Source organism: Collinsella aerofaciens, from assembly GCF_015554145.1.
Taxonomy (GTDB): domain Bacteria; phylum Actinomycetota; class Coriobacteriia; order Coriobacteriales; family Coriobacteriaceae; genus Collinsella; species Collinsella aerofaciens_AA.
This window is the reverse complement of the sequence record NZ_JADNHZ010000015.1, coordinates 1-25,877: the sequence shown is the minus strand read 5'-3', so window position 1 is coordinate 25,877 and position 25,877 is coordinate 1. Positions and strand designations below refer to the sequence as shown.

Below are 25,877 nucleotides of genomic sequence, written 5' to 3'. Positions count from 1 at the left end.
ATGTCGGGTTCTTCGGTCCGCACGTACCGAGCCACGCTTCGCACAAACAGCGCACCGCCCAAGCTCGTCGTCGTTGAAGCAGAATGTCTTTCGCCCGATGAGCGCACAGCATTTGCATTGCTATCAAGTCGCGTCGCCGCCGTTCTGGTCCCTTGCCCGGCGCAAGGTGAACTTGCCATCCAATGCCAAACGCATAGCTGCTCGCTCAATCAGGCTGCCGTAATCGCAACCAGCCAACGCGGCCTGCCCCTTCTCCTGGAAGCCGGTACCGCGCTCACCCTTCGCGGCGCCGGATACGAAAACGAGGCCGCCGCCGATATGGTCTTTAAGCCACGATCGAGCGGCGGCCTCGCAGCAGCCATTGAATATGCGTGCAGGCTCGTTGCCTAAAAGGACAGGCTAGAAACCAAAGCCAAAGCCCGTTCCGGTAATCGCCGAGTACATAAAGTAAACGTTGATAACGTTGAGGAACACACCCGTGATGCAACCGTTGCGCAGGTAGCGCTCGCACACGATGCGCGCCATGGCGGCGGAGTCCTCATTGTTCTTGGCCTGGCGTCCCGCCGTAAAGTACGTCGCCACGCTCAGCAGCAGGTTGAGCACCGGCAGTGCCAGCAGCTCGTAGCTCTTGCCCCAGCGCGTCACCTCGCCGGCTGCGTTAAACTTCGTTGCTACCTCGGGACCAATGTTGGGGATAACAAACGCTGCGACCACCAGCGGAAGCACCGCGAGCACCAGCAGCGCGATGCCCATGTAGCCAGCTTTTTTGCCATATTTAAACATGCGCGTCGTCCTTACACGTTAAAGCGGAAGTGCACGACGTCGCCATCGGCCATGACATAGTCCTTGCCCTCGATGCGCAGCTTGCCGGCAGCCTTGGCGCCCTGCTCGCCGCCGAGCTCGATGTAGTCGTCGTAGCCAATGACCTCGGCCTTAATAAAGCCGCGCTCAAAGTCGGTGTGGATGACGCCGGCGGCCTGCGGGGCGGTCGCGCCCTGACGTACCGTCCAAGCCTTGACCTCCATCTCGCCAGCCGTAAAGAACGACTGCAGGCCGAGCAGCTTATAGGCCGCCTGCGCGAGCACGTCCAGGCCGGGCTGCTCCAGGCCCAAGCTCTCCAGGTAGTCGGCCGCGTCCTCGGGATCGAGCTCGGAAAGCTCGGCCTCGATCTTGGCACAGATGGGCAGCGGCTTGACGCCGTCGATGGGCGCCAGGTCCTCGTTGAGCATGTCCTCGTCTACGTTGGCCACGTACAGGATGGGCTTCATGGTGAGCAGGAACAGGCCCTTAGCGGCAGCACGTTCCTCGTCGGTCATCTCCATGGACGCGGCGCGCTTGCCCTCGTTGAGCCAGGCAAGCAGGCGCTTGGCGACCTCGAACTTGGGCATGAGCTCCTTGTCGCGCTTGGCCTCTTTCTCGAGCTTGGGCAGCTGCTTCTCGAGCGTGCCCATGTCGGCCAGGATAAGCTCGGTCATGATGGTGTCGGCGTCACCGGCGGGGTCGACGAACTCGCCCGTGCGGCCCACCTCACGCATGACGTTGGGGTCCTTAAAGTAACGTACGACCTCGCAGATGGCGTCGGTCTCGCGAATGTTGGCCAGGAACTGGTTACCCAGACCCTCGCCCTCGTTAGCGCCCTTCACCAGACCTGCGATGTCGACGAACTCGACCGTCGCTGGCACAATGCGACCCGGGTTAACGATGTCGGCGAGCTTTTGCAAGCGGCTATCGGGCACATCGACGATACCCACGTTGGGGTCGATTGTGGCAAACGGGTAGTTGGCGGCAAGGCCGGTCTTTTTGGTAAGCGCGGTGAACAGCGTCGACTTGCCCACGTTGGGCAGGCCCACGATACCGATGGAAAGGGACACGACAGCTCCTTTTGGTACAAGCATTTCAAACTGCATAAGTATAGCGCCGCCGCAGCATCTGGGCGAACCCGGACGCCACGGCGGCACGAATGAAGCAGAGATAGGGGTCGCTGACTAGTCCGCGAGCTTTTCCACCTGGTCGAGCATCTTGTCAAGCTTGGCCTTTGCCTCGGCCTTGACCTTCTCAGCTTCTTCGTGAGCCTTCGCCTTCTGGGCGGCCTTTTCCTCGGCTTCGGGATCGACGACGACCAGATTGGACGCGTCATGCTCAACCAACTTGAGCGCGTGCTCGGGGCACACCTTGACGCATGCTCCGCAGCCTAGGCAATACGTGGACTCCAGTGCAAAGCGCCCGCTTCCCACCAGATCGCAGGCAAACGTGGGGCACACATTGACGCACTCGCCGCACGACGTGCACTTGTCAAAATCGCACTCCGGCGTGCTCACCTGCATGTTCTGGGCAAGCTCGGGATGGTTTTGCAGCGTCGAGAGTACCAGCTGTCGCCCGTGCGTAAGCGTACGGCGACGTTTGGCCGTCGTGGTGCCGCACATGGTGTTGAGCGTACGCTCAAGCTGCGTAATCTGGTGACGGTGGGCCTTCAACTTCTGCGTCACCGAGGCCAGTGCCGCAGTCGCCGGGTTGAGCTTAGTCACGGTTAGGCCCGTGGTGCGGGCGATCTTTTCCATGTACTCCTTGCGCTCGTACTCGCGGCGCTTATGACATTTGAGGCTCTTGGGGTCGACCTCCAGGCCCATGCCCGTACCGGCCCACTCCTCGGCAGTGGCGATGGCCTCGCCCAGAATATCCTCGCCACCGGTGTTGCGGCACTTATCGCACACGCCCAGCGGCAGGTACACGCTCACGTTGGGATAGTCGGCCAGCACCGAGAACCAGGTCTCGGCCGTAATATCGCCCACACAGGCGACGACGACTTCATTTTCGCGCGGCATGCGCTTGAGGGCGCGCGTGCAGGTAACGTAGGCGGTCTCGTGGCTCGTAGCAGCAGAGACGATATCGTCATACAGGTTTTTGGGCGCCAGGCGCGGCGAGATGATCGCCTCGGTCGGACAGGCAGCGGCGCACAGGCCGCACTTGCGACAGGAGTCGAGGATCTCAATGGCGTCTTCCTCGACCTCGATAGCGTTGACCGGGCACACGTCCATGCACGCGGTGCAGCCGCTCTTTTCGTTTTTGCAGTTCAGGCACGGAATCGTGTTGCCGCGCGGACGCTCCTTATAGTCGGCAGGATTCCACTGCGGCGCTGACGGATCGAGTGCATCGGTCACGCCGCCAAGCGGGTTTTTAAGAAAGTCGAAACCCTTGCTGATCTCAATAATGTCATCAAATAGATCGTGTTCCTGCGCCATGCGCGGCCCCTCCCTGAGCAGTGCAAACAAGCAAGAGATAATGATACGCTATCGGCCCACGCCTCGGGCAAATTACACGCGGAGCACCTTTGAGGCAAATAGCCCATGGCCTATCGCCGCCTCGATTGCACAGGGTCGATCAAGCGCCAAACTATGCCTCGCGCATGAGCTCGACGAGCTTTTGTTTGGTCACCTTGGCCTGCTCGTTGGCCATATTGCGTTCGTTTCTAAAGGCCGCATCCGCAACGCTCATCAGGTCGGCATCGGAAATCTCGCCAAGGCCCAGCTCCTCGAGCGTCGTCGGCAGACCGACACGCCGGCAAAACTCAAGCACCTGATCCAGCTCGGGCGCACGCTCCAGGCGCAGTTGAACCACCAGACCAAACGCCACGGCCTCGCCGTGCATGGCCTTGCACTCAGGCAGAATCGTCAGGCCGTTGGCGATGGCATGCGCCAGCGCCAAACCGCCACTCTCAAAGCCAACGCCCGAAAGCAGAATATTGCACTCGATCAGGCGCTCAACCGCTAGTGACATGCGGCCCTTCTTGAGGTCGCGCTTAGCAGCGACACCACACTCCATAAGCGTGTCGTAGCAGGCACGTGCCGCGACCAGGGCCAAGTGCCCCGGCGTTCCACCATGCTCGTTGGCGCCGTGCGCCGCGGCGCACGAACGCGCCTCAAAGTACGTTGCCAGCGCGTCGCCCATACCGGCGACCGTCATGCGCAGTGGGGCCGCTGCGACCACATTGGTATCGACCACGACCAGGTCTGGATTCTTCTCGAGCATCAGATAGCGATCGAACGATCCATCCTCGTGATACAGCACCGAAATCGCGCTGCACGGACCGTCCATCGAAGCCGCCGTGGGGCATACGCACAACGGCAGCTCGGCATAAAACGCAACGGCCTTAGCGATATCGAGCATCTTGCCACCACCGATACCGACTACCATGTCGCAATACTCAGCCCGGGCTTCCTTGGCCATTTCGACAACGGCATCTTCCGTACAGGGACCGTTGTAAATTTTAAAGAACGGCTCGCTTAGATCTTCATCCAGAAATCCATCGACGATCTGCCTGCACAGCCGATCCTCGGTGCCCTGGTCAAACAATACATAGGCAGCGCAGCCCAACCATGACAAATACCTGCCCTGACGCGAAAGTTCGCCCGGCCCCTGAACATACCGGCCGGGACCGCCATAAACCATAGGAAGCGCCATACGCGAATCCGCCCTTCATCGAACAAAGATTGATGCAAAGTAACCTGTCCCCCCTGCACCAACTTGTGCATTGGAACAGGTTACTTTGCACCATAGCAAAAAGGGGCAAAGCCATCTTCCGGCTTTGCCCCTTCCTTAGCTTGATTTACTCATCCATGAGATAGTAGTGGCCCAGCGCGTCGGCACCCAGGATGGCGTTTGCGACCATCTCGGGCGTCACCTCAAAGGGCATGTTGCACATGGTGTCATCGGGTGCGCAGGCGGCCTCGGCAACAATCATGGCCTGCTCGCGCGTAAGCTCGGCAACGCCAAGTTCCTTCATCGTGACCGGCAGGCCAAGCTCAATGCAGAAGCCCAAGACTTCCTCGAGCTTCTCGGTCGGGGCATCCTCGAGTACCAGCTGGACGATAGTGCCGAAGGCGACCTTCTCGCCGTGATACATGCCGTGGCACTCGGGCAGCATCGTCAGACCATTGTGGATGGCATGAGCAGCGGCAAGGCCCGAGCTCTCAAAGCCAATGCCCGAAAGCAGCGTATTGGCCTCGATGATGTGCTCGACGGCAGGCGTGAGCGCGCCCTTCTCCAGCGCGACCTTGGCCTTGACGCCATCGGCCATAAGCGTCTCGTAGCAGAGCTTGGCGAGCGCCAGACCGGCCATTCCGCCCTTGCCGCCGGCGCAGGTGCCGCCGTCGGCATCGTGCGTCGCCTGAGCCTCGAAATAGGTTGCGAGCGCATCGCCCATACCGGAAACCGTCAGGCGCACCGGGCTCGCCGCGATAACCGTCGTATCCATCAGGACGATATTGGGGTTTGCCTTAAGGAAGAGGTACTTATCAAACTGGCCGTCATCGGTGTAAAGCACCGAAAGTGCCGAGCACGGTGCATCGGTCGAGGCAATGGTGGGGCAAATGATAACCGGGGACTCCAGGTAATAGGCGACGGCCTTCGCGGTGTCGAGGATCTTGCCGCCACCGACGCCGACGATGATGTCGCAACCGTTGTCGCGAGCGAGCGCAACCAGGCGATCGACCTCGCCCTTGGAGCACTCGCCGTTAAAGTCCTCAAACAGCAGCTCGGCCTTGGCCTCGGCAAAGCCGCCCTCGATCTTGGCACCGACGCGCTTCTTGCCCGAAGGCGTCACGATGACGAGGGCCTTAGCGCCGAGCGGCTCGACATAGGAGCCGAGCTTGGCCAGCTCGTCCGGACCCTGGATGTACTTGCTGGGGCTATTGAAAATTGCAGCCATAACTATCCCATTCTCTAAAAAAGAAAGGGGCTCCGTACGGATACGTGCGGAGCCCCTCGTTACGATAACAAGAGTCGATTAGAAATCGATGTCGGTGTCGTAGTAGCAGGCCTTGAGGATCTTCTCGAAGTCGGCAGCCTTGGTCTCACGCGGGTTCTCGGGCGTGCAGGCGTCCTGCTCGGCGTTCGCGGCGATCTCGGGCAGCTTGGCGAGGAACTCCTCCTCGGAAACCATCTGCGGGTTCTCGGCGTCGACCTTCACGCCACCATTCGCGTAATCCTTGATGGACTGCGGAATGTTGAGCTGGTCGTTGAGGTCGCGGATCTTCTGGACGAGCGCAGCGATGAGCTCCTCGTTGGTCTCGCCGGGAAGGTGCAGGATCTCCTTGGCCACGTAAGCGTAACGCTCGGCAGCACGGGGATCCTTGGAGTTCCACTGGATGACCTTGCCCAGGTACATGGCGTTAGCGGCACCGTGGATGATGTGGCCGTTCTCGAAGGCAGCACCGGTCTTGTGAGCCATGGAGTGAACGATGCCGAGCAGGCCCGAGGAGAAGGCGATACCGGCGATGCACTGAGCCTCGTGCATGTGCTGACGGGCCTCATGGTCGCCAGCATAGGACTTGGGCAGCCACTCGACGATCTCGCGGATGCCGTGCAGGGCGTTGGCGTCGGTGAACATAGAGGCGCAGGTGGAAACGTAGGCCTCCATGCAGTGGGTCAGAGCATCCATGCCGGTGTGAGCGCACAGCTTGGCGGGCATGGTGTAGGTGAGCTCGGGGTCGACGATGGCGACATCAGGGGTGATGTTGAAGTCGGCCAGCGGGTACTTGATGCCCTTGGCGTAGTCGGTAATGACGGAGAACGCGGTGACCTCGGTAGCGGTGCCGGAGGTAGAGGAGATGGCGCAGAAATGAGCCTTCTGACGCAGCTCAGGGAAGCTGAACGGCTGGATGATGTTATCGAAGGACTCCTCGGGATACTCGTAGAAGACCCACATGGCCTTAGCGGCATCGATGGGCGAGCCGCCGCCGATGGCGATAATCCAGTCGGGCTCGAACTCGCGCATGGCCTCGGCGCCCTTCATGACCGTCTCGATGGACGGGTCGGACTCGACGCCCTCGAACAGCTTGACCTCGAAGCCGCCCTCTTTGAGGTCGGCCTCAACGTCCTGCAGGAACCCGCCGCGGCGCATAGAGCTGCCGCCAGAAACGATGATGGCCTTCTTGCCCTTGAGGTTCTTCACCTCGTGGCGAGCGCCCTCACCAAAGTACAGATCGCGAGGATTGGTAAAACGTCCCATACTGTGCCTCCTAAACAAGCCCCTCTTAGACTTGCGTATATAACGGAGCACCCAATTGGCTCCGTTAGGACCGGTTTGCGCGTTGCCGGCGATGACAATGCGCGATGTCTAAACGTCTCAACGCTCAGACAAACACTATTTTACCGTTCTGGTTGGTCAGTTATTCACCTAAAGCCAACAATGATGAAACGTTTTTTCTATCCCTGAAGACCCTTGTGCGGCATCCATACTCCCAAGCTGGGCAAACGTTTTATCAAGGTTGACCACATATCCCGGGCAGGACTGTGCCCCTCCAAAATGCGCCCCGTTCGCCGCCAAAAATCGACCGTTTGCGGCACAGTGATACCACTCAGTCGTCCAAGGTGCCGACATTTGTGCGACATCCGTCTTCGTGGTGCAAAGGTGCATGTCCAAGTGCGGCACCCCCGGTGTGCCACATGCGGGTAAACTAGAACCTCATATAGAGATATTTGAACCCTAACCGCAGCAAAGGAGGCCCCATGGCATTCGATCCCATTCAAGAGGATTGCCATCGCCTCGTTCTTGAGGCCTTGCGCCGCGACAATATCCCGCTCACCGACGCTGCCGCCGTAGAGCGTCTGATGGAACAATTCACCCGCAACCCCGCACCGCTCATCGTGCACGACCGCGACCGCGCCGGGCACCTCATTGCCAAGGTGGTCGAGGCTGTCGACTACCGCATTCCCTTTATCCCCGACGATGCCCAGGCCGAGCAGGAAGAGGCCGCTGCCGAGAACATGCTTCGCGAGGCCGCCGCACTCGATCCGGCCAACTGGGACGCCCAGCGCATGCTGACGGCACTCACCGCCGAATCCAACGAGGAATACGTACAGTACCTGGTGTCCAAGTGCGATGAGGTCGAGCACGACCTGGCGCTCAAGATCGCCTCGGCGCAAGACCCCTACGAGCGTGAGGCCGCAGGCGACCTGACCCGCCGTCCCTACCTGCGCTGGCTTGCCGGCCTTGCGTCGCGCGCCCTCATTAGCGGCCGCTACCGCATGTCGCTCGAAGCCGCAAACCGCAGCTTGGACTTTGCGCCCAACGACCCCGCTGGTGTCCGCCACACCGCGATGCTCGCCATGGCAAAGCTCGAATACCCCGCCGAGGAGCTCAAGCGCTTTCGCTCTGCCCACTCCGTGCCGTACCTCGCGAATACCCCGCTGCGCCGCCGCCCCAAAGATGCGGAGCGCGACTTGGACCCGTGGACGCTCATCGCACTGATGAGCGCAGCCTGGCGCGAGCTGGACTACGAGGGTGCCGAGCACTACCTGCGTATCCTTGCACGCTCGTGTCCGCACGCGGCCGAGGCGCTCTACTTCCAAACCGAGTTTCCCGATGGCGTCTATGCCCGCGTCAACGTGGGTGCGGGCTCCACCGACGAGCTTGTCCTTGCGCTATCCGAGGCGACGCCGGTACTGCAGGAGGGCCTGGGCGCCCCCGACAACGCCAGCTTTGCCGCCTGGGTCGCCACCAACGATATCGTGCGTTCCCAAATCGATGAGCGCATACTGCGGGCGGCCGAGCAGGGTTTGCCGTTTAAGGGAGGAGACCTCTAATGGATCCGAGCGTCTACATCCCCGCCTACCTGGAGCGCGCCTACGTTGCGTCGCACCCCGAGCTCACCGATGCAGCACGCGAGCTTGTCCATAACGACATTAGCGCGAATCCCCAAAAGTACGCGCAGTCCGAGCATGCCCAGGCGCTGCTGTCCTATGCCGGTGTTCATCGCCACCTGCTCGACGAGCTCCATCGCATCGAGGACATGGGCAGCGACGAGGAATTCGAGCAGACGCGCAATCGTCTGTTCGACGACATGCGCGATGAGCTGCTCAAGATTGTCCGCGTCGATGCGTATGTCCTCGATGCCCAGCTGCTCGCCATCATCCTGGCTGACACGCCCGTTGACGCCTGCCTGGGCGACCTGATGAAGCTCGAGGCGACCACAACCGATTACCTGCAGCAAAGCGTGCCCGGGTTCGACATGGAAGCCCCGCACTACTGGGCCAATAAGGTTTTGACGGACGGTGTGACGGCGGCAGAGCTCACCGTGAGCGAGCCGGCTCTTATCGGGTGGCTTCACACACTCGAGGCCATCTCGCAGCTGTGCATGGCGAGCGCTCGCTACCGTGCTGCCGCCAACTACGCCCGCCGTGTTCTTAAGGCGGAAGGCTACCCCACCCGAGCCGCAGGCACCGTGTTGCTCGCCCTCGCTCGCCTGGAAGACCAGGACGGCTTTTTTGCCCTGGCCCACCAGCTCGAGGAAGAGATCGGGGCTGACGCGCTCGAGAACTCTCCTTGGTATCTGCTCGCCCGCACGATTCTGCTGTTCAAAACAAACAAGATGCGCCCGGCGACACGCGCGCTGCGTGAGTTTGCCAACCGTTGCGAGGGCGGTGCGTTCTTCTTACTGAACCCCATGTACCAGACACCGTACCTTCCCTGCCGGCCCGAGCCACACGATCCCTGGGATCTTTCGCACCAGGCCGTTTGGGAAGCGGACGGTATTATCTCGGACACTCCCGACTTTGCCCCCTGGGCCAATGCCTGCGAAGACGTGTCGCAGCTTGCCCAGGAATTTGCGCGCCGCTACGGTTTTTAGTGACGCACTCGACCCGACCATGTCGTTTACGTTAGGAACGGTTTCATGAACCTCCGCTCATCTCTTGCCTGCACCTCGAGCGATATCGCTCGCTGGGGGCTGCGCTCCGTCCTTAAGCGCCAGGGTGGCGTGCTTCCCGGCCGCATCGCCATGAAGATCGACCCCGAGTTGCTGAGCGACCTCGCTGCCCTTGTCGACCGCAGCGTGGTGATCACCGGCACCAACGGCAAGACCACCACCTCCAACCTCATCGCCGACGCCGTTGCCGCCAGCGGCGCCACCGTGGTATGCAACCGCGCCGGCAACAACATGGAGCCGGGCGTGGTGGGCGCACTGCTCGAGGCGCGCAGCGGCCTCAAGCGAGCCGGTGGCAAGCGCGTGGGCGTTTTTGAGTGCGATGAGCTTTACACCGTACGCGTTCTGCCCAAGCTCAAGCCGACGTACTTCGTGCTGCTCAACCTGTTCCGCGACCAGCTAGATCGCTATGGCGAGATCGATCACACCCAGGAGGTCATCGCCCATGCGTTGGAGCTTTCGCCGGCAACAACGCTCATCTACAACGCAGACGACCCGCTGTGTGCCGCGATCGCCGCACGCGTTCCCAATGCAAGCATCGCCTTTGGCATCGACGGCGCCACCAACACCGAGTCCGACCGTATTAGCGACTCGCGCTTTTGCTCACAGTGCAACGCGCCGCTGGAGTATGACTACGTGCAATACGGCCAGCTTGGCGCATACCATTGCCCCTCGTGCGGTTGGGCACGCCCCGCACTGGTCCGCCGTGTGACGGGCGTGAAGCTCGGCTGCGACGGCTACGGCTTCGACCTGGTCTTTGGATCTGCGCCCGACGCGGCTGCCGTACACATCGCCACACGCTACAACGGTCTGCACATGGTCTATAACGTTGCCGCCGCCTTCTTTGCCGCACGCGAGTTGGGCGTGGACACGGCGTTTCTACAGCCTACGCTCGATGCCTACGTCCCCGCCGGCGGACGTATGGGCCGCTGGGAGATCGCCGGCCGTACCGTCGAGGCAAACCTGGCCAAAAATCCCGTGGGCTTCGATCGCCAGATCCAGTCCATTAAAACGGCAGGCGGCAGGCTCTGCGCCTTCTTCCTGAACGACAACGACGCCGACGGCCACGATGTCTCGTGGATCTACGACGTCGACTTCGAGCGCATCGCCGACACACCGGGTCTTGTCGCCTTTGCCGGAGGCACGCGTGCGCACGACATGCAGGTACGCCTCAAGTACGCCGGCATCGATGCCGCGATTATCTCGGACGTCGCGCAGGCAATTGGCGCCGTTGCGGATGAAGCCGCAGGCGACACTTTCTATGCCGTCGCCAACTACACGGCCTTCCCGCCGCTGGTCAAAGAACTCGATGGGCTGAAGGGTGCCGATGCAGCCACGGTTGCTGCCCGCGCTGCAACGTGTGCCGATGGCAGTGCCGTCCCCGTCGGCATCGCGCCAGTCGAGCTTTCGCGCCCGCTGCGCATCGTCTACCTGTACCCCGATGCCCTCAACCTCTACGGCGACGGCGGCAACGTTATCGCCCTCGAGCGTCGCTGCGCCTGGCGCGGCATCCCCGTTCGCGTGGACGAGGTCCGTATGGGCGAGTCACTCGATCTCACCGATGCCGATATCGTCATGATGGGTGGCGGCTCCGACCGCGACCAGCTAGCCGTGGCACACGAGCTGCTCGCCCAAAAAGACAAGGTCGCATCCTATGTTGAGGATGGCGGCTCGCTGCTCGCCATCTGTGGCAGCTATCAGCTGCTCGGCCGTTCGTACTATATGGGCGAGGATCGCATTGAGGGTCTGGGGGTCATTGCCGCCGAAACCGTACGCGGCTCCGACCGCCTGATCGGCAACGTAGCCGTCAAAACCGACCTGGCACCTGAGCCCTTTGTGGGATTCGAGAACCATGGCGGCCGCACGCTTTTGGACGCCGATGCCACGCCGCTCGGAACGTCCGTCGTCACGGGCACCGGCAACAACGGCGACGATGGCTTTGAGGGCCTGATCTACAAGGGCGTCATCGGCACGTACCTGCATGGCCCGGCGCTGCCCAAGAACCCCGAGCTCGCCGACTGGTTGATCGCCCATGCCCTCGAGCGCCGTGGCGATGCACAGGCCGCCGCCCTGCTGCCGCTCAAGCCCCTCGACGACACCTACGAGCACGCCGCCCACGACGCCGCCATGAAGCTCCTCCCCTAGCACCTCACCACCACAAAGGGGACAGGCACCTTTGTGGTGGTTTTCCAGTTTGCCAACGATATACGCGCCGGCAAAAAAGTCTGCTATACTCTTTCCCGCTGTCCCCATCGTCTAGCGGCCAAGGACGCCACCCTTTCAAGGTGGATATCGCGGGTTCGAATCCCGCTGGGGGCACCATTTGAAATGCAAAGCCCGTTACCCTTGCGGTGACGGGCTTTTTTCTTCTCCAACGCCGAGATTCGAACCCCGAAGGCATAAAATCACACTGTCATCCAAGGGCCCGTGGACAAAAAATAGCAAATATGAGTACTGTTACCAATTTAGTAACAGCGATTTCATGCCATCAGAGGGCGATTTGGACACAAGGCGTCCTACGGCGGAAGAATTGCAGGCGTTTATCAGCTAAGTACTTGGACATATGTTGCGTAACACTGCATATTTTGCAAAAAGATAATGCTACAGGGCTTGTGACAGTACTCATATTTGACGTTTTTTGCCCACGACCCCTTATTGCGTGGGCGAATCAGTTGCAAAGCGGGATCCAAAGCGTCCTTCGCAAACAAATAGCCGGGGCCCGCGCGATGCGGACCCCGGCTCAATACCGTGACGATATGTCGGTTACGCTCTACACGTAGAACAGGATGTCGTCGTAGGTCGGGACCGGCCAGTAGTCGGCGGCCACGATCTCCTCCATGGCATCCACGGCGGCGCGCAGCGTATCCATAGCGGGAACGACCTCGTGCGCGTATACGTTGGCCTGCTCCTGGCCATCGAGAGCCTCGGCCTTCTGATGTACGGCGTCGAGCGCCTTGATGGAGTCGTTGATGGCGGTGATACCGTTGCAGAGCTTGTTGAGCGTGTTCTGCTCGCACTGCATGGCGGCCTCAGCACCGGCGGCACGAATAGTCTCAAGGCCCTTAGCGACCTTGGTGGCATAGGCGGTAATGACCGGGCGATAGGTACGACGCGCCTCGCGAACCATCGTGGTAGCCTCGATGTTCATGAGCTTGTTGTACTTCTCGAGCTTGCAGTCATAGCGGCACTGAGCCTCGGCCTTGGTCAGGACGCCCGTCTCCTCAAAGAGCGCAATGGCCTTATCGGAAACAAAGGCGGGAAGAGCGTCGGCCGTGGTCTTGTTGTTGGCAAGGCCGCGCTTCTCGGCCTCGATGGGCCACTCGTCGGAGTAACCGTCGCCGGAGAACAGGATGCGCTGGTGATCGGTCAGGACCTTCTTGCAGTACTCGAGCGCAGCGTCCTGGAACTCATCCTCGGGCGTACCCTCGAGTGCGTCGGCGAAGGACTTGAGCGACTTGGCCACGGCGGCATCGAGCACCAGGTTGGAGTCGGAGACGTTCTGCTCGGAGCCGCAGGCACGGAACTCGAACTTATTGCCGGTGAAGGCAAACGGGGAGGTGCGGTTGCGGTCGGTGTTGTCCTGCATCAGCTTGGGCAGGGTATCGGCGCCCAGGTCGAGCACGCCGCGCGTGGCATGGACGGAAGCCTTGCCATCGATGATCTTCTCGACGACCTCGGTAAGCTGGTCACCCAGGAAGATGGACATAATCGCCGGAGGAGCCTCGTTGGCGCCCAGACGATGGTCGTTGCCGGCCGAGGCAACGGAGGCACGCAGGAGCTCCTGATAGTTATCGACGGCCTCGATCACCGCGGTGAGGAAGACGATGAACTGCAGGTTGTCGAGCGGGGTGTCGCCCGGATCGAGCAGGTTCTCGGACTCGGTGCCAAGCGACCAGTTGTTGTGCTTGCCCGAACCGTTGATGCCCTCAAAGGGCTTCTCGTGCAGCAGGCAGACCAAGTCGTGGCGGGAGGCGATGAGCTTCATCTTCTCCATCATGACCAGATTCTGGTCGATGGCCTCGTTGACTTCGCCATAGACGGGGGCAAGCTCATGCTGGCAGGGAGCAACCTCGTTGTGCTTGGTCTTGGCGGGAATGCCAAGCGCCCACAGCTCATCGTCCAGATCCTTCATATAGGCCGAGACGGTGGGGCGGATAGCGCCAAAGTAGTGCTCCTCGAGCTCCTGGCCCTTGCAGGGAGCGGCGCCAAAGAGGGTGCGGCCGGTAATGACCAGGTCCTTGCGCTTGCGGTAAGCGTCCTTCTTGATCAGGAAGTACTCCTGCTCATCGCCCACGGAAGGAACGACCTTCTTGGGGGTCTTGCCAAACAGCGCCAAAACGCGCTTGGACTCACGCGAGAGCGCGGTCATGGAGCGCAGCAGCGGGGTCTTCTTGTCTAGGGCCTCGCCCGTGTAGGAGCAGAAAGCCGTGGGGATGCACAGGACGTCGTCCTTGATAAAGGCGGGGCTAGTGGGATCCCAAGCGGTGTAGCCACGGGCCTCGAAGGTGGCGCGCAGGCCGCCATTGGGGAAGCTGGAGGCATCGGGCTCGCCCTGGATGAGGTTCTTGCCCGTAAACTTGGTAATGGCGGTGCCGTCGTGGTTGGGCTCCAAGAAGCTGTCGTGCTTCTCGGAAGTAATGCCCGAAAGCGGCTGGAACCAGTGCGCGTAGTGCGTCGCGCCCTTGGAGATGGCCCAGACCTTCATGGCATGGGCAACGGCGTTGGCCACATCCAGGTCGAGCGGCTCACCGCCCTCGAGGGTTGCAGCAAGGCGCTTCCAAATGTCCTTGGGGAGGTAGTCCTTCATGACTTCCTCAGAGAACACCATGGTCCCGAAGCGGTCGGTAAGTTCGGCCATACGGAACTCCCTTCGTATCGGCACCGCGTGAGAAGCGGTGTTGATTACTAACGAACGAGTCATAGCTTAGACTCGCCGTGTTTCCGCGACATTACCGTTATGTTGCTGTCGCGAAACCAATCAATGAGGTTACCCTATCGAGGCGGCGTTGCCACCCTCAACAGCCAATCAACTGTATAAATTGCAGACCTCTCCCCATGGTTTAAGGGTAGTCAATTTGGGATGGAGCTCTATTAACTGGTATTTCGCATCAGATACCAGTCTTTATAGCCCGTGTCAAAATGAGCCGCTCTGCTATAGGAAATGCCGATAGCAAGGCATCTTTGATTGGTATCCCTAAATCGCGAGTAAAACTCCACCGCGGCACAGTGGTGCTGTAGAATCCTTACAACACATCGCACTAAATATCTAAAGGAGCACGATATGCGCGTCGACGAGGTTTTTAAGCAGGCAGCATCCCGAGGCACCACGCCCGTTTCGTTTGAGATGTTCCCGCCCAAGGGTGAGCTTACCCTCGATACGGCTCGCGAAGTGGCGGGCAACCTGTGCAAGCTTTCGCCGAGCTTTGTCTCGGTCACTTGTTCCGCTGGCGGCTCGGGTAACGGTGCCACCACCGCCCCCATCGCACATATGATTACGAGCGAATTCGATACGCCCTCGGTAGCGCACCTCACCTGCGTTGGCCGCACACATGCCGATATCGCCGCCAAGATTGACGAGTATCGCTCGGCCGGCGTGGAAAACGTGCTGGCCCTGCGCGGCGACCTGCCCGCTGGCGCGACCGAGGACGACAAGCCCGCCTCCGACTACGCCTACGCCCGTGACCTCATCCCCGAGCTCGTCGACGCCGGCTTTTGCGTGGGCGCCGCAGCCTACCCCGAGGGCCACATTGCCTGCGAGGATCTCAACCTCTCGATCGAGCACCTCAAGCAAAAGCAAGACGCCGGCGCGAGCTTCTTTGTGACGCAGCTCTTCTTTGATAACGAGTGCTTCTACCGTTTCCGCGAGCTTGCCGACAAGGCCGGTATCACCGTGCCCATTACCGCGGGCATCATGCCGTTTATGGGCAAGTCGCAGATCAGCCGCATGGTCTTTATGTGCGGCGCGTCGCTGCCCTCCCCCGTCATCAAGATTCTCGCCAAGTACGAGAACGACCCCGAGAGCCTGCAGGCAGCCGGTGTAGATTATGCCGCCTGTCAGCTTTGCGACCTTAAGGAGCACGGTGCCGCCGGTCTGCACCTGTACACTATGAATCGTCCTGCGATCGCCGCGACCATTATGGAGCGCCTGGGGTAATGGAAAAACCGCACATCGATACAACCGCTGTCGAAGTGCCGGCCGACCTTGCGTCGCCGGCGCTTTACCGTGTCGATGCTGTGCACCATCCCCGTGTCGACCGCGCCGAGATGCTGCGGTATCTGGGTTACGGCGGCCAGCAGATTGAGCCCGAGCTGTCACGACGTATTGAGCTTGTGGTCGAGCGCCTTGAGCTGGACATTGAGCCCCGCGGCGTGCGGCGCGTGTTTACCGTCGATGCCACGGGCGTGAACGAGCAGGGAGAGCCTTGCATCCGTCTGGTCGGCACCAACGTTGAGCTGCGCGGTCGCGACATCTATCGACATCTCAAGGACGCCCGCATGGCCGCGCTGATGGCCTGCACCCTCGGCATGGACGCCGAGCGTCGTCTGCGCACCACGGGAGCCCAGCAGCCCCTGGAGGGAGCCGTGCTCGACGCCGCATGCTCTGCCTATGTAGAAGCCGCCGTCGAGCAGATGGACCAGCAGGTTAAGGCTGCGGCCGCCGCACACGGACTCGCCGGCAACTGGCGCTTTAGTCCCGGCTACGGCGACTGCCCGCTCTCGGCCCAGCGCTCGATCGTCAATGCGCTCAACGCCACGCGGCTCATCGGCCTGACCGTCACGCCCACCAGCCTGCTCATGCCCACCAAAAGCGTGACCGCGGTGATCGGTCTGTTCGACGGCGAAGTCCACGACGCCCAGACCCGCCCCACCTGCACTATCTGCCGCATGCGCGAGCACTGCCGCTTCCGCGCCGCCCACACCACCTGCTATTCCAGCCATTAGGAGCCCTCAATGTTTACTCCGCTTATCACTCATGATTCTGACGGCACTGCATTGGCGGCACCCGTTGATGCCGCACGTCGCAACGGTGCCACGTACAAGGCGCGCACGATCGACGATCTGCGCATTAAGGACGATCGCCTGCGTGCGGCCATCGAGGGCACGGGACACCTGCTGTTCGACGGCGGCATGGGCACCATGCTGCAGGCCGCTGGCATGAAGGCGGGCGCCCTGCCCGAGCTGCTCAACTTTGAGGAACCCCAGGTCATTACCGACATTCAGCGACAGTACGTCGAGGCCGGCTGCGACGTGATCACCGCCAACACCTTTGGTGCCAACGCCCACAAGCTCGACGGTACCGCCACCGTGGCAGATGTCTTTGCCGCCGCTGTCGCCTGCGCCCGTGCAGCCGGTGCCCACTACGTCGCCGGCGATATCGGCCCCATCGGCGCGCTGCTGCGCCCCTTGGGTACCCTCAGCTTCGACGAGGCCTACGACCTCTTTGCCGAGGAGGTGCGCGCCGGCGTCGCCGCGGGTGTGGACCTCTTTATTATCGAGACTATGACCGACCTTGCCGAGATCAAGGCGGCCGTCCTCGCCTGCCGCGAGAACTCCGACCTGCCCGTCTTTGCCACCATGACCTTTGAGGAAGACGGACGCACCTTCTTGGGCACGAGCCCCGAGGTCGCCGCCATCACCCTCGACGCCATCGGCGCCGACGTTTTGGGCATCAACTGCAGCCAGGGCCCGGCCGAGCTCCGAGGACTCGCCGCGCGTATGCTCACCGTTACGGACAAGCCCGTTATGGTGCAGGCCAATGCGGGACTGCCCCGCGTGGACGACGGCGGTAACACCGTCTTTGACATCCAGGCCCCCGAGTACGCCAAGGCCGTCGCCGGCATGATCGAGGACGGCGTGAGCGTCGTGGGCGGCTGCTGCGGCACCACGCCGGCGCACATGGCAGCCTTGCGCACGCTTATCGACAACCACACGCCCAGCCCGCGCCGCCGCAAGCCCAGCATGTCGGTCACAAGTGCCCAGACTGTGGTGGACCTTCCCTGCGACGGCCACAAGATTGCCGTCATCGGCGAGCGCATCAATCCCACCGGCAAAAAGCGCCTGCAGCAGGCCCTGCGCGACGGCGACCTGGACTACGTCGTGAGCCAGGGCATCAGCCAGCAAGAGCAGGGCGCCGACATCCTGGACGTCAACGTGGGCCTGCCCGAGATCGACGAGGTCAAGGTCATCCAGCAAGCGACCGAGCAGCTCCAAGGCTCCACGCTGTTGCCGTTGCAGATCGACTCCACCGACCCCGCCGCCGTCGAGGCCGCCGTACGTCGCTACGCCGGCAAGCCCATCATCAACTCGGTCAACGGCAAGCAGCAGATCATGGACGAGATCTTCCCGCTGGTCGCCCACTACGGCACCAACGTCGTCGGCCTCACGCTCGACGAAGGTGGCATCCCCGATACCGCCGAGGCTCGCTTCGCCATCGCCGAGCGCATCGTGACCGAGGCCGCCCGCTACGGCATTGGCCCGGACCGCATCCTCATCGACTGCCTGGTCATGACTGCCTCGACCAATCAGCGCCAGGCAGAGCAGATCCTGCGCGCCATGTCCCTGTGCAAGGAGCACCTGGGCGTCAAATGCGCGCTCGGCGTGTCGAACATCAGCTTTGGCCTGCCTGCCCGCCCGCTGCTGGGCTCGGTCTTTTTGGCCGCCGCGTTTGGCGCAGGCCTCGACGCCCCCATCATGAACCCGGGCTCCAAACGCTTTATGGATACCGTCTACAGCTATCGCGTGCTGAGCGTTGAGGACGAGGGCTCGACTGGATACATTGAGCGCTACGCCGGCTGGACCGATCCCTATAAGATCGCCGCAAACCCGGCGGCCGCCCAGGCCGCCTCGACCGACGCCGCGCCCGCTGCTGGCACCACCTGCACCGACGGCAACGACGACCCCATCCGTCGCATGGTCGTCTCGGGCCGCAAGGGCGAGATCGCGGCCGAGACCGAGCGCCTCCTGGCCGACCACGACGCCATGGACCTCATCAACAATCACTTTATCCCCGCCCTCGACGAGGTGGGCGTCCTCTTTGACCAGGGCAAGTTCTTCTTGCCGCAGCTTATGGCCTCGGCCGAGGCCGCGCGCGTGGGCTTCGACACCATCAAGCGCCTGATGCCCGCCGGCGAGATCGCCGACAAGGGCAAGATCTGCGTGGCCACCGTCAAGGGCGATATCCACGACATCGGTAAGAACATCGTCAAGATGCTGCTCGATAACTACGGCTACACCGTCTTTGACCTAGGCCGCGACGTCGATCCGCAGGAGGTACTCAAGACCGTCAAGGAGCGTGACATCAAGCTCGTCGGCCTCTCGGCGCTTATGACCACCACGGTCGTCGCCATGGAAGAGACCATCAAGTTGCTCCATGCCGAGGTTCCGGGCGTCAAGATCATCGTGGGCGGCGCCGTGCTCACCCCCGAATATGCCAAGCAGATCGGCGCGGACTACTACGCCAAGGACGCCGCCGAAAGCGCTCGTATCGCCGAAGAGGTCTTTGGGCAGTAACACAACGGAAACAACCGAGCACCAAAACGTGCCGCACGCGTCACTTGGCACGTGCGGCACGTTAGAATAGAAAAGGCTATGCTCGTTTTGGCAGATAGGAGCGCAAGGATGGCGATCACGCCCGCAGAAATCGCGGAAACCCGCGGCATGGTTGAGGAGCAGAACCTCGACATCAGGACCATCACCATGGGTGTTTCGCTCATGGGTTGCGGTGACGAGAACCTCGACCGCATGTGCACGAAGATCTACGACCACGTGACGCACACGGCTGAGCATCTGGTCGAGACCGTCGAGAACCTCGAGCGCGAGTACGGTATCCCCATCGTCAACAAGCGCGTCTCCGTCACCCCGGTGGCGCAGATCGCCGCGTGCTGCAAGGATGAGGACCTCACCCCCATCGCGCATGCCCTCGACCGCGCGGCAGAGACGCTCGGCATCGATTACCTGGGTGGCTTCTCCGCACTCGTCCAGAAGGGCATCGGCGACGCCGATCGCCGCGTCATCCAGTCCATCCCGCAGGCGCTCGCTACCACGAGCCGAGTCTGCTCCAGTGTCAACGTCGCTAGCCTGCGCGCCGGCATCAACATGGACGCCGTGCTTATGGCCGCCCAGACCATCATCGATGCCGCTAAACTCACGGCCGACCAGGATTCCGTCGGCGCTTCCAAGTTTGTCTGCTTTGCCAACATGGTCGAGGACTCCCCGTTTATGGCGGGCGCCGTCCACGGCGGTGGCGAGGCCGACGCCGTCATCAACGTAGGCGTCTCGGGCCCCGGCGTTATGGCCGCAGCCCTGGAGACGCTGCCCGATTCCGCATCGATGATGGAAGTCGCCGAGAAGATTAAGCAGACCGCCTTTAAGATCACCCGTGCCGGTGAGCTCATGAGCCGCGAGGCCGCCCATCGCCTGGGTGTCGAGAAGGGCATTGTCGACCTGTCGCTGGCTCCCACGCCTGCCATCGGCGACTCCGTCGCACGCATCCTCGAGATCATCGGCGTGGGCACCTGTGGTGGCCCGGGCACGACCTGCGCGCTCGCCATGCTCAACGATGCCGTCAAGAAGGGCGGCGTCATGGCCAGCTCCAGCGTGGGCGGTCTCTCCGGCGCCTTTATCCCCGTATCCGAGGACGCCGGCATGATCGCCGCCGTCGAGGCCGGTGCACTTTCGCTCGAGAAGCTCGAGGCCATGACCTGCGTGTGCTCCGTCGGCCTGGACATGATCGCCATCCCCGGCGACACCCCGGTCGAGACCATCGCCGGCATCATCGCCGACGAGATGGCCATCGGCGTCATCAACAACAAGACCACGGCCGTCCGCGTGATTCCCGCCATCGGCAAGGGCGTGGGCGACTGCGTCGAGTACGGCGGCCTGTTCGGCCGTGCGCCCATCATGCCGGTGAACCCCAACGCCGGCACCGTGCTTGCCCACCGCGGTGGACGCTTCCCGGCGCCGCTGAACTCGCTCAAGAACTAGCTGAGGGGTTCGGGCGAGGAGCCCCGGGGAGGGCAAATATATAAGGTCGCCTGCTCGGACAGTCCTGACTCGCACGGAGAGCACATTAAGTGCTCTCCGGCTCGTGCGGAACTCGCGATCGACCTTATATATTTGCCCTCCCCGGGGCTCCCGCACATCTCAACCTCGGCTGAGTTCTATCCCGGGTGCAGTTGCTTCGCTCCTGCACCACTTGGTTGATACGGCGGTTTGACGTTGGATCGGTTCTTTCTGATATATGCTGGGTGCGGCTCTTCTTTTGGGAGGGGCCGCTTTTTTGTTGCTAGGAGGTTGGCCCGTGGTTGATGGGGATGCTCGCTCTGAGCTTCTTTCTGCGGATTGGAATGGTGAATGGATGCACCTGCAGGCCGCTCGGCATCGGGCTGATGATTCTTTTGAATGGGATAAGCGAGCTCGACATTTTCGACCTCTTGAGACTGCCCCTTATGCTCGGGATTTTATAAAGCTGTTGGCACTTGAGCCCGGCGAGTCAGTGCTCGATATGGGGTGTGGAGCTGGGTCGATTGCTATTCCGCTTGCGCAAGACGGGCATCCCGTGATTGCAGCTGATTTTTCCCCTGCCATGTTGGGCACGCTTGATGCTGGCATTGAGTACTATGGGCTCGAGGATCGCATTACGCCGCTTGAGCTTGCTTGGGATGATGACTGGGATTTGGTTGGACCGGTCGCGAAAGCGGTGGATGTTGCCTTTGCCAGTCGGTCGGTTACGACGACCAATCTAAAAGACGCGCTTGCCAAGCTTGATCGAACGGCTCGTCGGCGTTGTGCTGTCACGATGGTCGCCAACTCCAGCCCGCGCTATGATCTGCACTTGATGAACGCCATCGGCGCCTCGGTTACCTGCAGCAATGGCTTTGTGTACGCCTTTAACATTCTCATTCAGATGGGTGCGTTGCCGCAGGTCACGTACTTTGAATCGCCTCGTCGCGATACCTTCGATAGCCTTGAGGCAGGCGTGGCGGACTTTTCCCGCATGCTTGAGCATGGCAACGAGGATAAGGTCGACCGTCTGCGCGACTACATCGCCCAACACATGATCGAGAATCCCCATGCCGGTGAGCCGGGCTCCAAGGGCGTGCCGCAGGGGTGCTATATGCTCGACCATATCCGTAAGGTTCGCTGGGCGTTTATTGCATGGGAACCGGTCTCTGCGCCCAGCTCATAGCCTGTTCGCAGCCCGCACCGCCCACTCACTCGGCATCCGCATTCTTTTTGAACTGGGCAAACGCGCTCCACACCGCGCCGTTCCTGCGCTATCGTGGGACAGCTCACGTAGATTAAGGCCCCGTCGCGGGGCGCCCCATACATAGAAAGCGAGAACCCATGGCACTGACAGGAGCCCAGGTCAAGCAGCTTCGCAGCATGGCCCATCACCTCAACCCCGCCATCATCATCGGTAAGTCCGATGTCAACGAGGGCACCGTCGAGCAGACGGTCGCCTACCTGGAGAAGCATGAGCTCGTTAAGTGCTCCGTGCTCGATGGCTCCAGTCTTTCCGCCCGCGAGGCCGCCGAAGAGCTCGCTGAGCGTTGCCACGCCGAGGTCGTCCAGGTCATCGGCCGCAAGTTCTCGCTGTATCGCGAGTCCTCGCGCAAGGACATCGAGAAGATCAAGCTCGTCTAAGAGCCAATGATCCGGCGAGCCAACACATAGCAAGCTTACGGGTGCCCAAGTACTTCGGGCGCCCGTTTTTTATCGCTCGACCAGCACGCGATTGAGCCGCCCCTCCACCAAGCGCTCGTATAGACGCCGCGTCTCGGGCTCGGGCACGCCATTGACCTGCTCCCTCAGATGGTGCATATGCCCACTGTATAGCTCAACGATATCGCGCCTCCGCCCCGCCGCACTGTAGACACGCATGGCGCAGCGCACCATATCCTCACGCGCTGTTTCCTGCCGAAGCCCCGACTCCGCCAGCCAAATCGCCGACTGCAGATCGTTTTCTTCTAGAGCGGCATTTGCTCCCTTAATCATGCAATCGATGTACTTTGACTGCATAATGCGCCGCATGCGCAAAAAGTAGGTGGGATTACAGCCATTGGGAACATACAGCGGTCCGGCATAAAGCTGCTCAATCTTAAGGCACAGCTCAACTAAATGGGGCCCGCGCGCACCCGTGCGATTTCCCAAAACCTCGCGGCTTATCTGGTCAAACAGCCGTACATCGGTCTTGACGTAGTCGCCGTTGAGTCCGATGCATTCATTTTGGATGAGCACACACGATTTGCCATCCGGCGTCGGTCCCAAAGCCGACCGCAAGCGCGATATCGTCGAGTACAGGTTGTTGCGGGCGCTATTGAACTCGGCATGGGGCCACAGCTCCATGGCCAGCGTCTCACGATCGACGAGCGCATCCATGCCCAGCGCAAGCCGCTCGGCAAGTGTCGCCGCCTTCTTGCGGCGCCACATTTTGTCCGTGATGGGAAACCCGTCGCGCTCGGCGCGAAACGCCCCAAACATGCGAATCTCGATATGGTCAATGGTATCAACGGCTTCAACCTCACCGGCCTGGAACAGGCGCTCGCCTTCCCCTTCCAAATCGTCGCGCAGCGAGTACCGCGACAGCTCGCGCACGGGAAGCTTCTTGCGAATCCTGGTCGCCGGCTCGCCCAGACAATGCATGGCAAGGCGCGCAAAGAGCCGATACGATGGCTCTAGAATCCCCGCACGATTCATGGACATCCAGGCCGCAAGATCGCTGTCTCGGCCCGCACAGGCCAAATGCAGCGCCACCATCCAGGCCTCCGCTCCACCAACCTGCGTCTGGCTTATATCGAGCAACTCCGCTTCCTCGCGTACCGAAACCATCGAGGTGTTACGCAGATACGCCGCGCGCTCCAGCAGCAATGCGTTATCGCGCATGTACGCAATCGACTCCTCGGCAAGTTTGAGCACTTGGACCGCACGGAACTTTGCATTAACCGGCCGTCCCTCTGCCAGCGACTGCCAGCCTTCTAGCAACAGGCCAAACAGCTGAATCTGGTTGTCGCGCATGCGCACGGCAAAACGATCGAGCTCGTTGAACGCCGCGTCGTCGGTTACCGGCAGGCCGGAAAGGAGCCGCCGTGCCGCCAACACCATGCGCACCCAGATAGCCATCGCCTTAAGCCCACGCACGTCGAGCGCCTTCCGCACCACCGTCATCTCGTCGTCGCGCTCGTCGGTTCCCGTAAACGACCCGTCAAAGAGCTCCACCAGCATGCTATCGGCCCGTATAACAATCCCCGCGATGTCGAGCTCGCAGTCGTAGGCCTTGCTCGTTTTGAGCTGCTGTAGAACGCCGCCGTCATCTCCCCGCTCGGTCAGGCAGCGCTTGACCTCGATATGCGCAGACAACATATCGAGTGCGGTATGGGATGTCTCGATTTCTGGCACGGCCAGGTTCGTAGGAAGCCCAAGCCCGTTGTCCCCATAGCAAACAGCCGTCAGTGTCTGGGCCACCCTCCATGAAACAGGGTCTATTTCGCAGGCCGCCCGTTCGCCCCCGCGCTCGATAACCGATGCCATATAGCGAGCGAGCTTTGTATTGGACACGCTGACCGCCGCCAGATATACGCCAAGCGCCTCGGCAGGCGTTGGCTCTGGAGCCGGATCGTCGGCATCGATCGTGCCCAGCGCTGCTCGGCAGATATCGGCCCCGTGCCCCGTCAGAGCAAGATCGACCCCATACTGCCCAGCAAGTTCAAGGACCGCATCACGGTCCAAAAAGGCGTCCGCCAGGCCCATCGCCGCATCGCATCGGCCCGCCTTAAGCAAAATCCGGGCCGCCCTCGGAACAAGTTCGGGGCGAACCTCGGCCACCAACTTACGCAAACGCAAGCGTCCGTTATCCTCCGTGCCCAGACACGTAAAACTCCGCTCGGCGGGATCCAAGCCAAAGATCGGATAGTCGCGTACAAAGTAGGACTGGTCGACCATCGACAGCCTCACCCCACAAGCCTCGAGTTCTGCGATATTGCCCTCGCCCATCAAAATCATGAGACATGCCACGCAAAACAGCGCATTATTGTCGAGCGAAGCCAGATCGACAAGTGCCGCGCCATATACGTTGACAATCTCGTTTTCGAGCAGACCGGCTACGTCGCCTTGGCCATACAGACCCGTCTGCAATGCCGAAACGAGCTCGGGCACGCCCTGCGTGAGCTGATAAAAGTCGAGCGATGTGCTGATCGAAAACGCCGATGCCCACGCCGAATACTCATAGGCATGCACCTTGAGCATCTGCGCATTGATCTTAACCGAATCGCCCAGCCCATGAATCAGCTGACGATTTGAAGGACGGCAGGAGATAAAGACCCCTACCCCCATGGCGCGCAGGCCGCGAATCCTGTCGATGAGGTCTTCGGTATCGTGCTGATCGAGGTTTGGCACATTATCAATCGCGATAAGGGAGTGCGGTTTGTCTTTGAGTTCTTCGGTAACCACCTCGAGCTGCATAAACACCTCGCGCCCAGTGGCGCGATCGGCCTCGATAATCCGCACGGGGCCTCGCGTCGGGTCGCATTTAACCTCATGGGTGTACTGCAGCAGCACCGAGGTCTTCCCAAACCCGTCGGGTGCATAAAGAACCACGATGCCGGCCTTTCGGCCCTTGGCGAGAAGCTCATTCATCAAGCGTTCGCGTCGCACCATATAGCCACCGCCCAGCGGCATCAGCTCGAGGTCGTCCATACTGCCCAAATCGTTTACCATGCCCGCTCCTCAACTCGACCGTATGGACACTGTAGCCGCAAGACCATACAAGCCGCGCTATGAATAGAGCGACCTTGTGTTTTAGGTTGTCTTTTGGTACGCAAGCGGCAAGTTTTTGTACAGCGAGGGCCGATTCTTATTAATCCCCCGACTAATCGGTCTTTAAGCAGGTAAATGGCTTGTCAGCTTGTCCCATCTAAGCGGCAGTGTAACGCAAATGAACAAGGTTCAGCTATGTCATTCAACTCGCCTAGCACCCGCTACCGTCTACGACCTTTTAGTGGCATTTTTGCATAGAATCTGGTATGGAATGAATCAAGCTGTTGGGCATCCGGCATTCGTCAAGCTTGCGGCAAGATTATGGTCAAGCGGGCGGAGAGGGATAATCAGAACCACCCTTAAAAAGGGTGGTTTGCTCTTAGGGTATAACCCACGGGCCCCGGGCTCGCGTCTAAAGGCGCG

18 protein-coding genes and 1 tRNA gene are annotated in these 25,877 nt (G+C 61.1%); 11 read left to right on the top strand and 8 right to left on the bottom strand.

The window, feature by feature from the left end; all coding sequences use genetic code 11:
• Complete coding sequence (locus I2E13_RS07090; RefSeq protein ID WP_195404642.1) at positions 1-390, top strand: hypothetical protein; 390 nt, start codon at positions 1-3, stop codon at positions 388-390.
• Between the two features lie 9 nt (positions 391-399).
• Here the strand turns inward: I2E13_RS07090 and I2E13_RS07085 are convergent, their stop codons facing one another.
• From I2E13_RS07085 to I2E13_RS07060, 6 genes are all read right to left on the bottom strand, one after another.
• Positions 400-783 carry a DUF1648 domain-containing protein gene (locus tag I2E13_RS07085; protein ID WP_195363416.1) on the bottom strand — a complete coding sequence of 128 codons (384 nt, stop codon included), beginning with the start codon at positions 781-783 and terminating at the stop codon, positions 400-402.
• An 11-nt stretch (positions 784-794) separates the two neighbouring features.
• Complete coding sequence (ychF, locus tag I2E13_RS07080) at positions 795-1,871, bottom strand: redox-regulated ATPase YchF (RefSeq protein ID WP_055309950.1); 1,077 nt, start codon at positions 1,869-1,871, stop codon at positions 795-797.
• 114 nt (positions 1,872-1,985) lie between these two features.
• Positions 1,986-3,239: a 4Fe-4S binding protein gene (locus tag I2E13_RS07075; RefSeq protein ID WP_195404641.1), complete on the bottom strand. Its 1,254-nt coding sequence runs from the start codon at positions 3,237-3,239 to the stop codon at positions 1,986-1,988.
• 151 nt (positions 3,240-3,390) lie between these two features.
• On the bottom strand, positions 3,391-4,458 hold the full coding sequence (locus I2E13_RS07070) for a glycerol dehydrogenase (protein ID WP_195404640.1): 1,068 nt from the start codon (positions 4,456-4,458) through the stop codon (positions 3,391-3,393).
• Positions 4,459-4,603: 145 nt separating this feature from the next.
• Positions 4,604-5,704 carry a glycerol dehydrogenase gene (locus I2E13_RS07065; protein ID WP_117563611.1) on the bottom strand — a complete coding sequence of 367 codons (1,101 nt, stop codon included), beginning with the start codon at positions 5,702-5,704 and terminating at the stop codon, positions 4,604-4,606.
• 78 nt (positions 5,705-5,782) lie between these two features.
• The gene (locus I2E13_RS07060; protein WP_035136916.1) at positions 5,783-7,006 is read right to left on the bottom strand and encodes an iron-containing alcohol dehydrogenase; all 1,224 of its coding nucleotides are present in this window, start codon (positions 7,004-7,006) and stop codon (positions 5,783-5,785) included.
• A 500-nt stretch (positions 7,007-7,506) separates the two neighbouring features.
• On the opposite strand from I2E13_RS07060, the gene I2E13_RS07055 reads away from it, so the two are divergent.
• The 4 genes from I2E13_RS07055 to I2E13_RS07040 all read left to right on the top strand — a co-directional run bounded on the left by I2E13_RS07055 (position 7,507) and on the right by I2E13_RS07040 (position 12,023).
• Positions 7,507-8,583, top strand: a complete 1,077-nt coding sequence (locus I2E13_RS07055) for a tetratricopeptide repeat protein (protein WP_195404639.1) — start codon at positions 7,507-7,509, stop codon at positions 8,581-8,583.
• Positions 8,583-9,626 (top strand): hypothetical protein, encoded by a 1,044-nt coding sequence (locus I2E13_RS07050; RefSeq protein ID WP_195404638.1) that lies wholly within the window; start codon positions 8,583-8,585, stop codon positions 9,624-9,626. The genes I2E13_RS07055 and I2E13_RS07050 overlap by 1 nt, the downstream gene beginning before the upstream one ends.
• A gap of 45 nt (positions 9,627-9,671) precedes the next feature.
• Positions 9,672-11,846, top strand: coding sequence for a MurT ligase domain-containing protein (locus I2E13_RS07045; protein ID WP_195404637.1), 2,175 nt, complete (start codon positions 9,672-9,674; stop codon positions 11,844-11,846).
• Between the two features lie 100 nt (positions 11,847-11,946).
• A tRNA-Glu gene (locus tag I2E13_RS07040) sits at positions 11,947-12,023 on the top strand.
• A 448-nt stretch (positions 12,024-12,471) separates the two neighbouring features.
• Here the strand turns inward: I2E13_RS07040 and I2E13_RS07035 are convergent.
• On the bottom strand, positions 12,472-14,559 hold the full coding sequence (locus I2E13_RS07035; protein WP_117745715.1) for a glutamine synthetase III family protein: 2,088 nt from the start codon (positions 14,557-14,559) through the stop codon (positions 12,472-12,474).
• Between the two features lie 423 nt (positions 14,560-14,982).
• Here I2E13_RS07035 and I2E13_RS07030 point away from each other — a divergent pair, with 423 nt between their 5' ends.
• The 6 genes from I2E13_RS07030 (at position 14,983) to I2E13_RS07005 (ending at position 22,346) form a co-directional block, all read left to right on the top strand.
• Complete coding sequence (locus I2E13_RS07030; RefSeq protein ID WP_195404636.1) at positions 14,983-15,855, top strand: methylenetetrahydrofolate reductase; 873 nt, start codon at positions 14,983-14,985, stop codon at positions 15,853-15,855.
• Complete coding sequence (locus I2E13_RS07025) at positions 15,855-16,643, top strand: hypothetical protein (RefSeq protein WP_195404635.1); 789 nt, start codon at positions 15,855-15,857, stop codon at positions 16,641-16,643. The genes I2E13_RS07030 and I2E13_RS07025 overlap by 1 nt, the downstream gene beginning before the upstream one ends.
• A gap of 9 nt (positions 16,644-16,652) precedes the next feature.
• Positions 16,653-19,211: a homocysteine S-methyltransferase family protein gene (locus I2E13_RS07020; RefSeq protein WP_195404634.1), complete on the top strand. Its 2,559-nt coding sequence runs from the start codon at positions 16,653-16,655 to the stop codon at positions 19,209-19,211.
• Positions 19,212-19,319: 108 nt separating this feature from the next.
• Positions 19,320-20,684 (top strand): PFL family protein, encoded by a 1,365-nt coding sequence (locus tag I2E13_RS07015; protein ID WP_195404633.1) that lies wholly within the window; start codon positions 19,320-19,322, stop codon positions 20,682-20,684.
• A 520-nt stretch (positions 20,685-21,204) separates the two neighbouring features.
• Positions 21,205-21,888 carry a hypothetical protein gene (locus I2E13_RS07010; RefSeq protein ID WP_229057875.1) on the top strand — a complete coding sequence of 228 codons (684 nt, stop codon included), beginning with the start codon at positions 21,205-21,207 and terminating at the stop codon, positions 21,886-21,888.
• A 158-nt stretch (positions 21,889-22,046) separates the two neighbouring features.
• Positions 22,047-22,346, top strand: a complete 300-nt coding sequence (locus I2E13_RS07005) for a YhbY family RNA-binding protein (RefSeq protein WP_006234690.1) — start codon at positions 22,047-22,049, stop codon at positions 22,344-22,346.
• 69 nt (positions 22,347-22,415) lie between these two features.
• Here the strand turns inward: I2E13_RS07005 and I2E13_RS07000 are convergent, their stop codons facing one another.
• Positions 22,416-25,415, bottom strand: a complete 3,000-nt coding sequence (locus I2E13_RS07000) for an AfsR/SARP family transcriptional regulator (RefSeq protein WP_195404632.1) — start codon at positions 25,413-25,415, stop codon at positions 22,416-22,418.
• Between the last annotated feature and the right edge of the window lie 462 nt (positions 25,416-25,877).

What these genes read in the sequence shown, in the direction of transcription:
- I2E13_RS07030 (WP_195404636.1), top strand. Translation starts at nt 14,983, where the DNA reads ATGCGCGTCGACGAGGTTTTTAAGCAGGCAGCATCCCGAGGCACCACG.
- I2E13_RS07015 (WP_195404633.1), top strand. Translation starts at nt 19,320, where the DNA reads ATGGCGATCACGCCCGCAGAAATCGCGGAAACCCGCGGCATGGTTGAG.
- I2E13_RS07090 (WP_195404642.1), top strand. Translation starts at nt 1, where the DNA reads ATGTCGGGTTCTTCGGTCCGCACGTACCGAGCCACGCTTCGCACAAAC.
- I2E13_RS07010 (WP_229057875.1), top strand. Translation starts at nt 21,205, where the DNA reads ATGGGGTGTGGAGCTGGGTCGATTGCTATTCCGCTTGCGCAAGACGGG.
- I2E13_RS07000 (WP_195404632.1), bottom strand. Translation starts at nt 25,415, where the DNA reads ATGGTAAACGATTTGGGCAGTATGGACGACCTCGAGCTGATGCCGCTG.
- I2E13_RS07005 (WP_006234690.1), top strand. Translation starts at nt 22,047, where the DNA reads ATGGCACTGACAGGAGCCCAGGTCAAGCAGCTTCGCAGCATGGCCCAT.
- I2E13_RS07075 (WP_195404641.1), bottom strand. Translation starts at nt 3,239, where the DNA reads ATGGCGCAGGAACACGATCTATTTGATGACATTATTGAGATCAGCAAG.
- I2E13_RS07020 (WP_195404634.1), top strand. Translation starts at nt 16,653, where the DNA reads ATGTTTACTCCGCTTATCACTCATGATTCTGACGGCACTGCATTGGCG.
- I2E13_RS07055 (WP_195404639.1), top strand. Translation starts at nt 7,507, where the DNA reads ATGGCATTCGATCCCATTCAAGAGGATTGCCATCGCCTCGTTCTTGAG.
- I2E13_RS07045 (WP_195404637.1), top strand. Translation starts at nt 9,672, where the DNA reads ATGAACCTCCGCTCATCTCTTGCCTGCACCTCGAGCGATATCGCTCGC.
- I2E13_RS07065 (WP_117563611.1), bottom strand. Translation starts at nt 5,704, where the DNA reads ATGGCTGCAATTTTCAATAGCCCCAGCAAGTACATCCAGGGTCCGGAC.
- I2E13_RS07070 (WP_195404640.1), bottom strand. Translation starts at nt 4,458, where the DNA reads ATGGCGCTTCCTATGGTTTATGGCGGTCCCGGCCGGTATGTTCAGGGG.
- I2E13_RS07050 (WP_195404638.1), top strand. Translation starts at nt 8,583, where the DNA reads ATGGATCCGAGCGTCTACATCCCCGCCTACCTGGAGCGCGCCTACGTT.
- I2E13_RS07025 (WP_195404635.1), top strand. Translation starts at nt 15,855, where the DNA reads ATGGAAAAACCGCACATCGATACAACCGCTGTCGAAGTGCCGGCCGAC.
- I2E13_RS07060 (WP_035136916.1), bottom strand. Translation starts at nt 7,006, where the DNA reads ATGGGACGTTTTACCAATCCTCGCGATCTGTACTTTGGTGAGGGCGCT.
- I2E13_RS07085 (WP_195363416.1), bottom strand. Translation starts at nt 783, where the DNA reads ATGTTTAAATATGGCAAAAAAGCTGGCTACATGGGCATCGCGCTGCTG.
- I2E13_RS07035 (WP_117745715.1), bottom strand. Translation starts at nt 14,559, where the DNA reads ATGGCCGAACTTACCGACCGCTTCGGGACCATGGTGTTCTCTGAGGAA.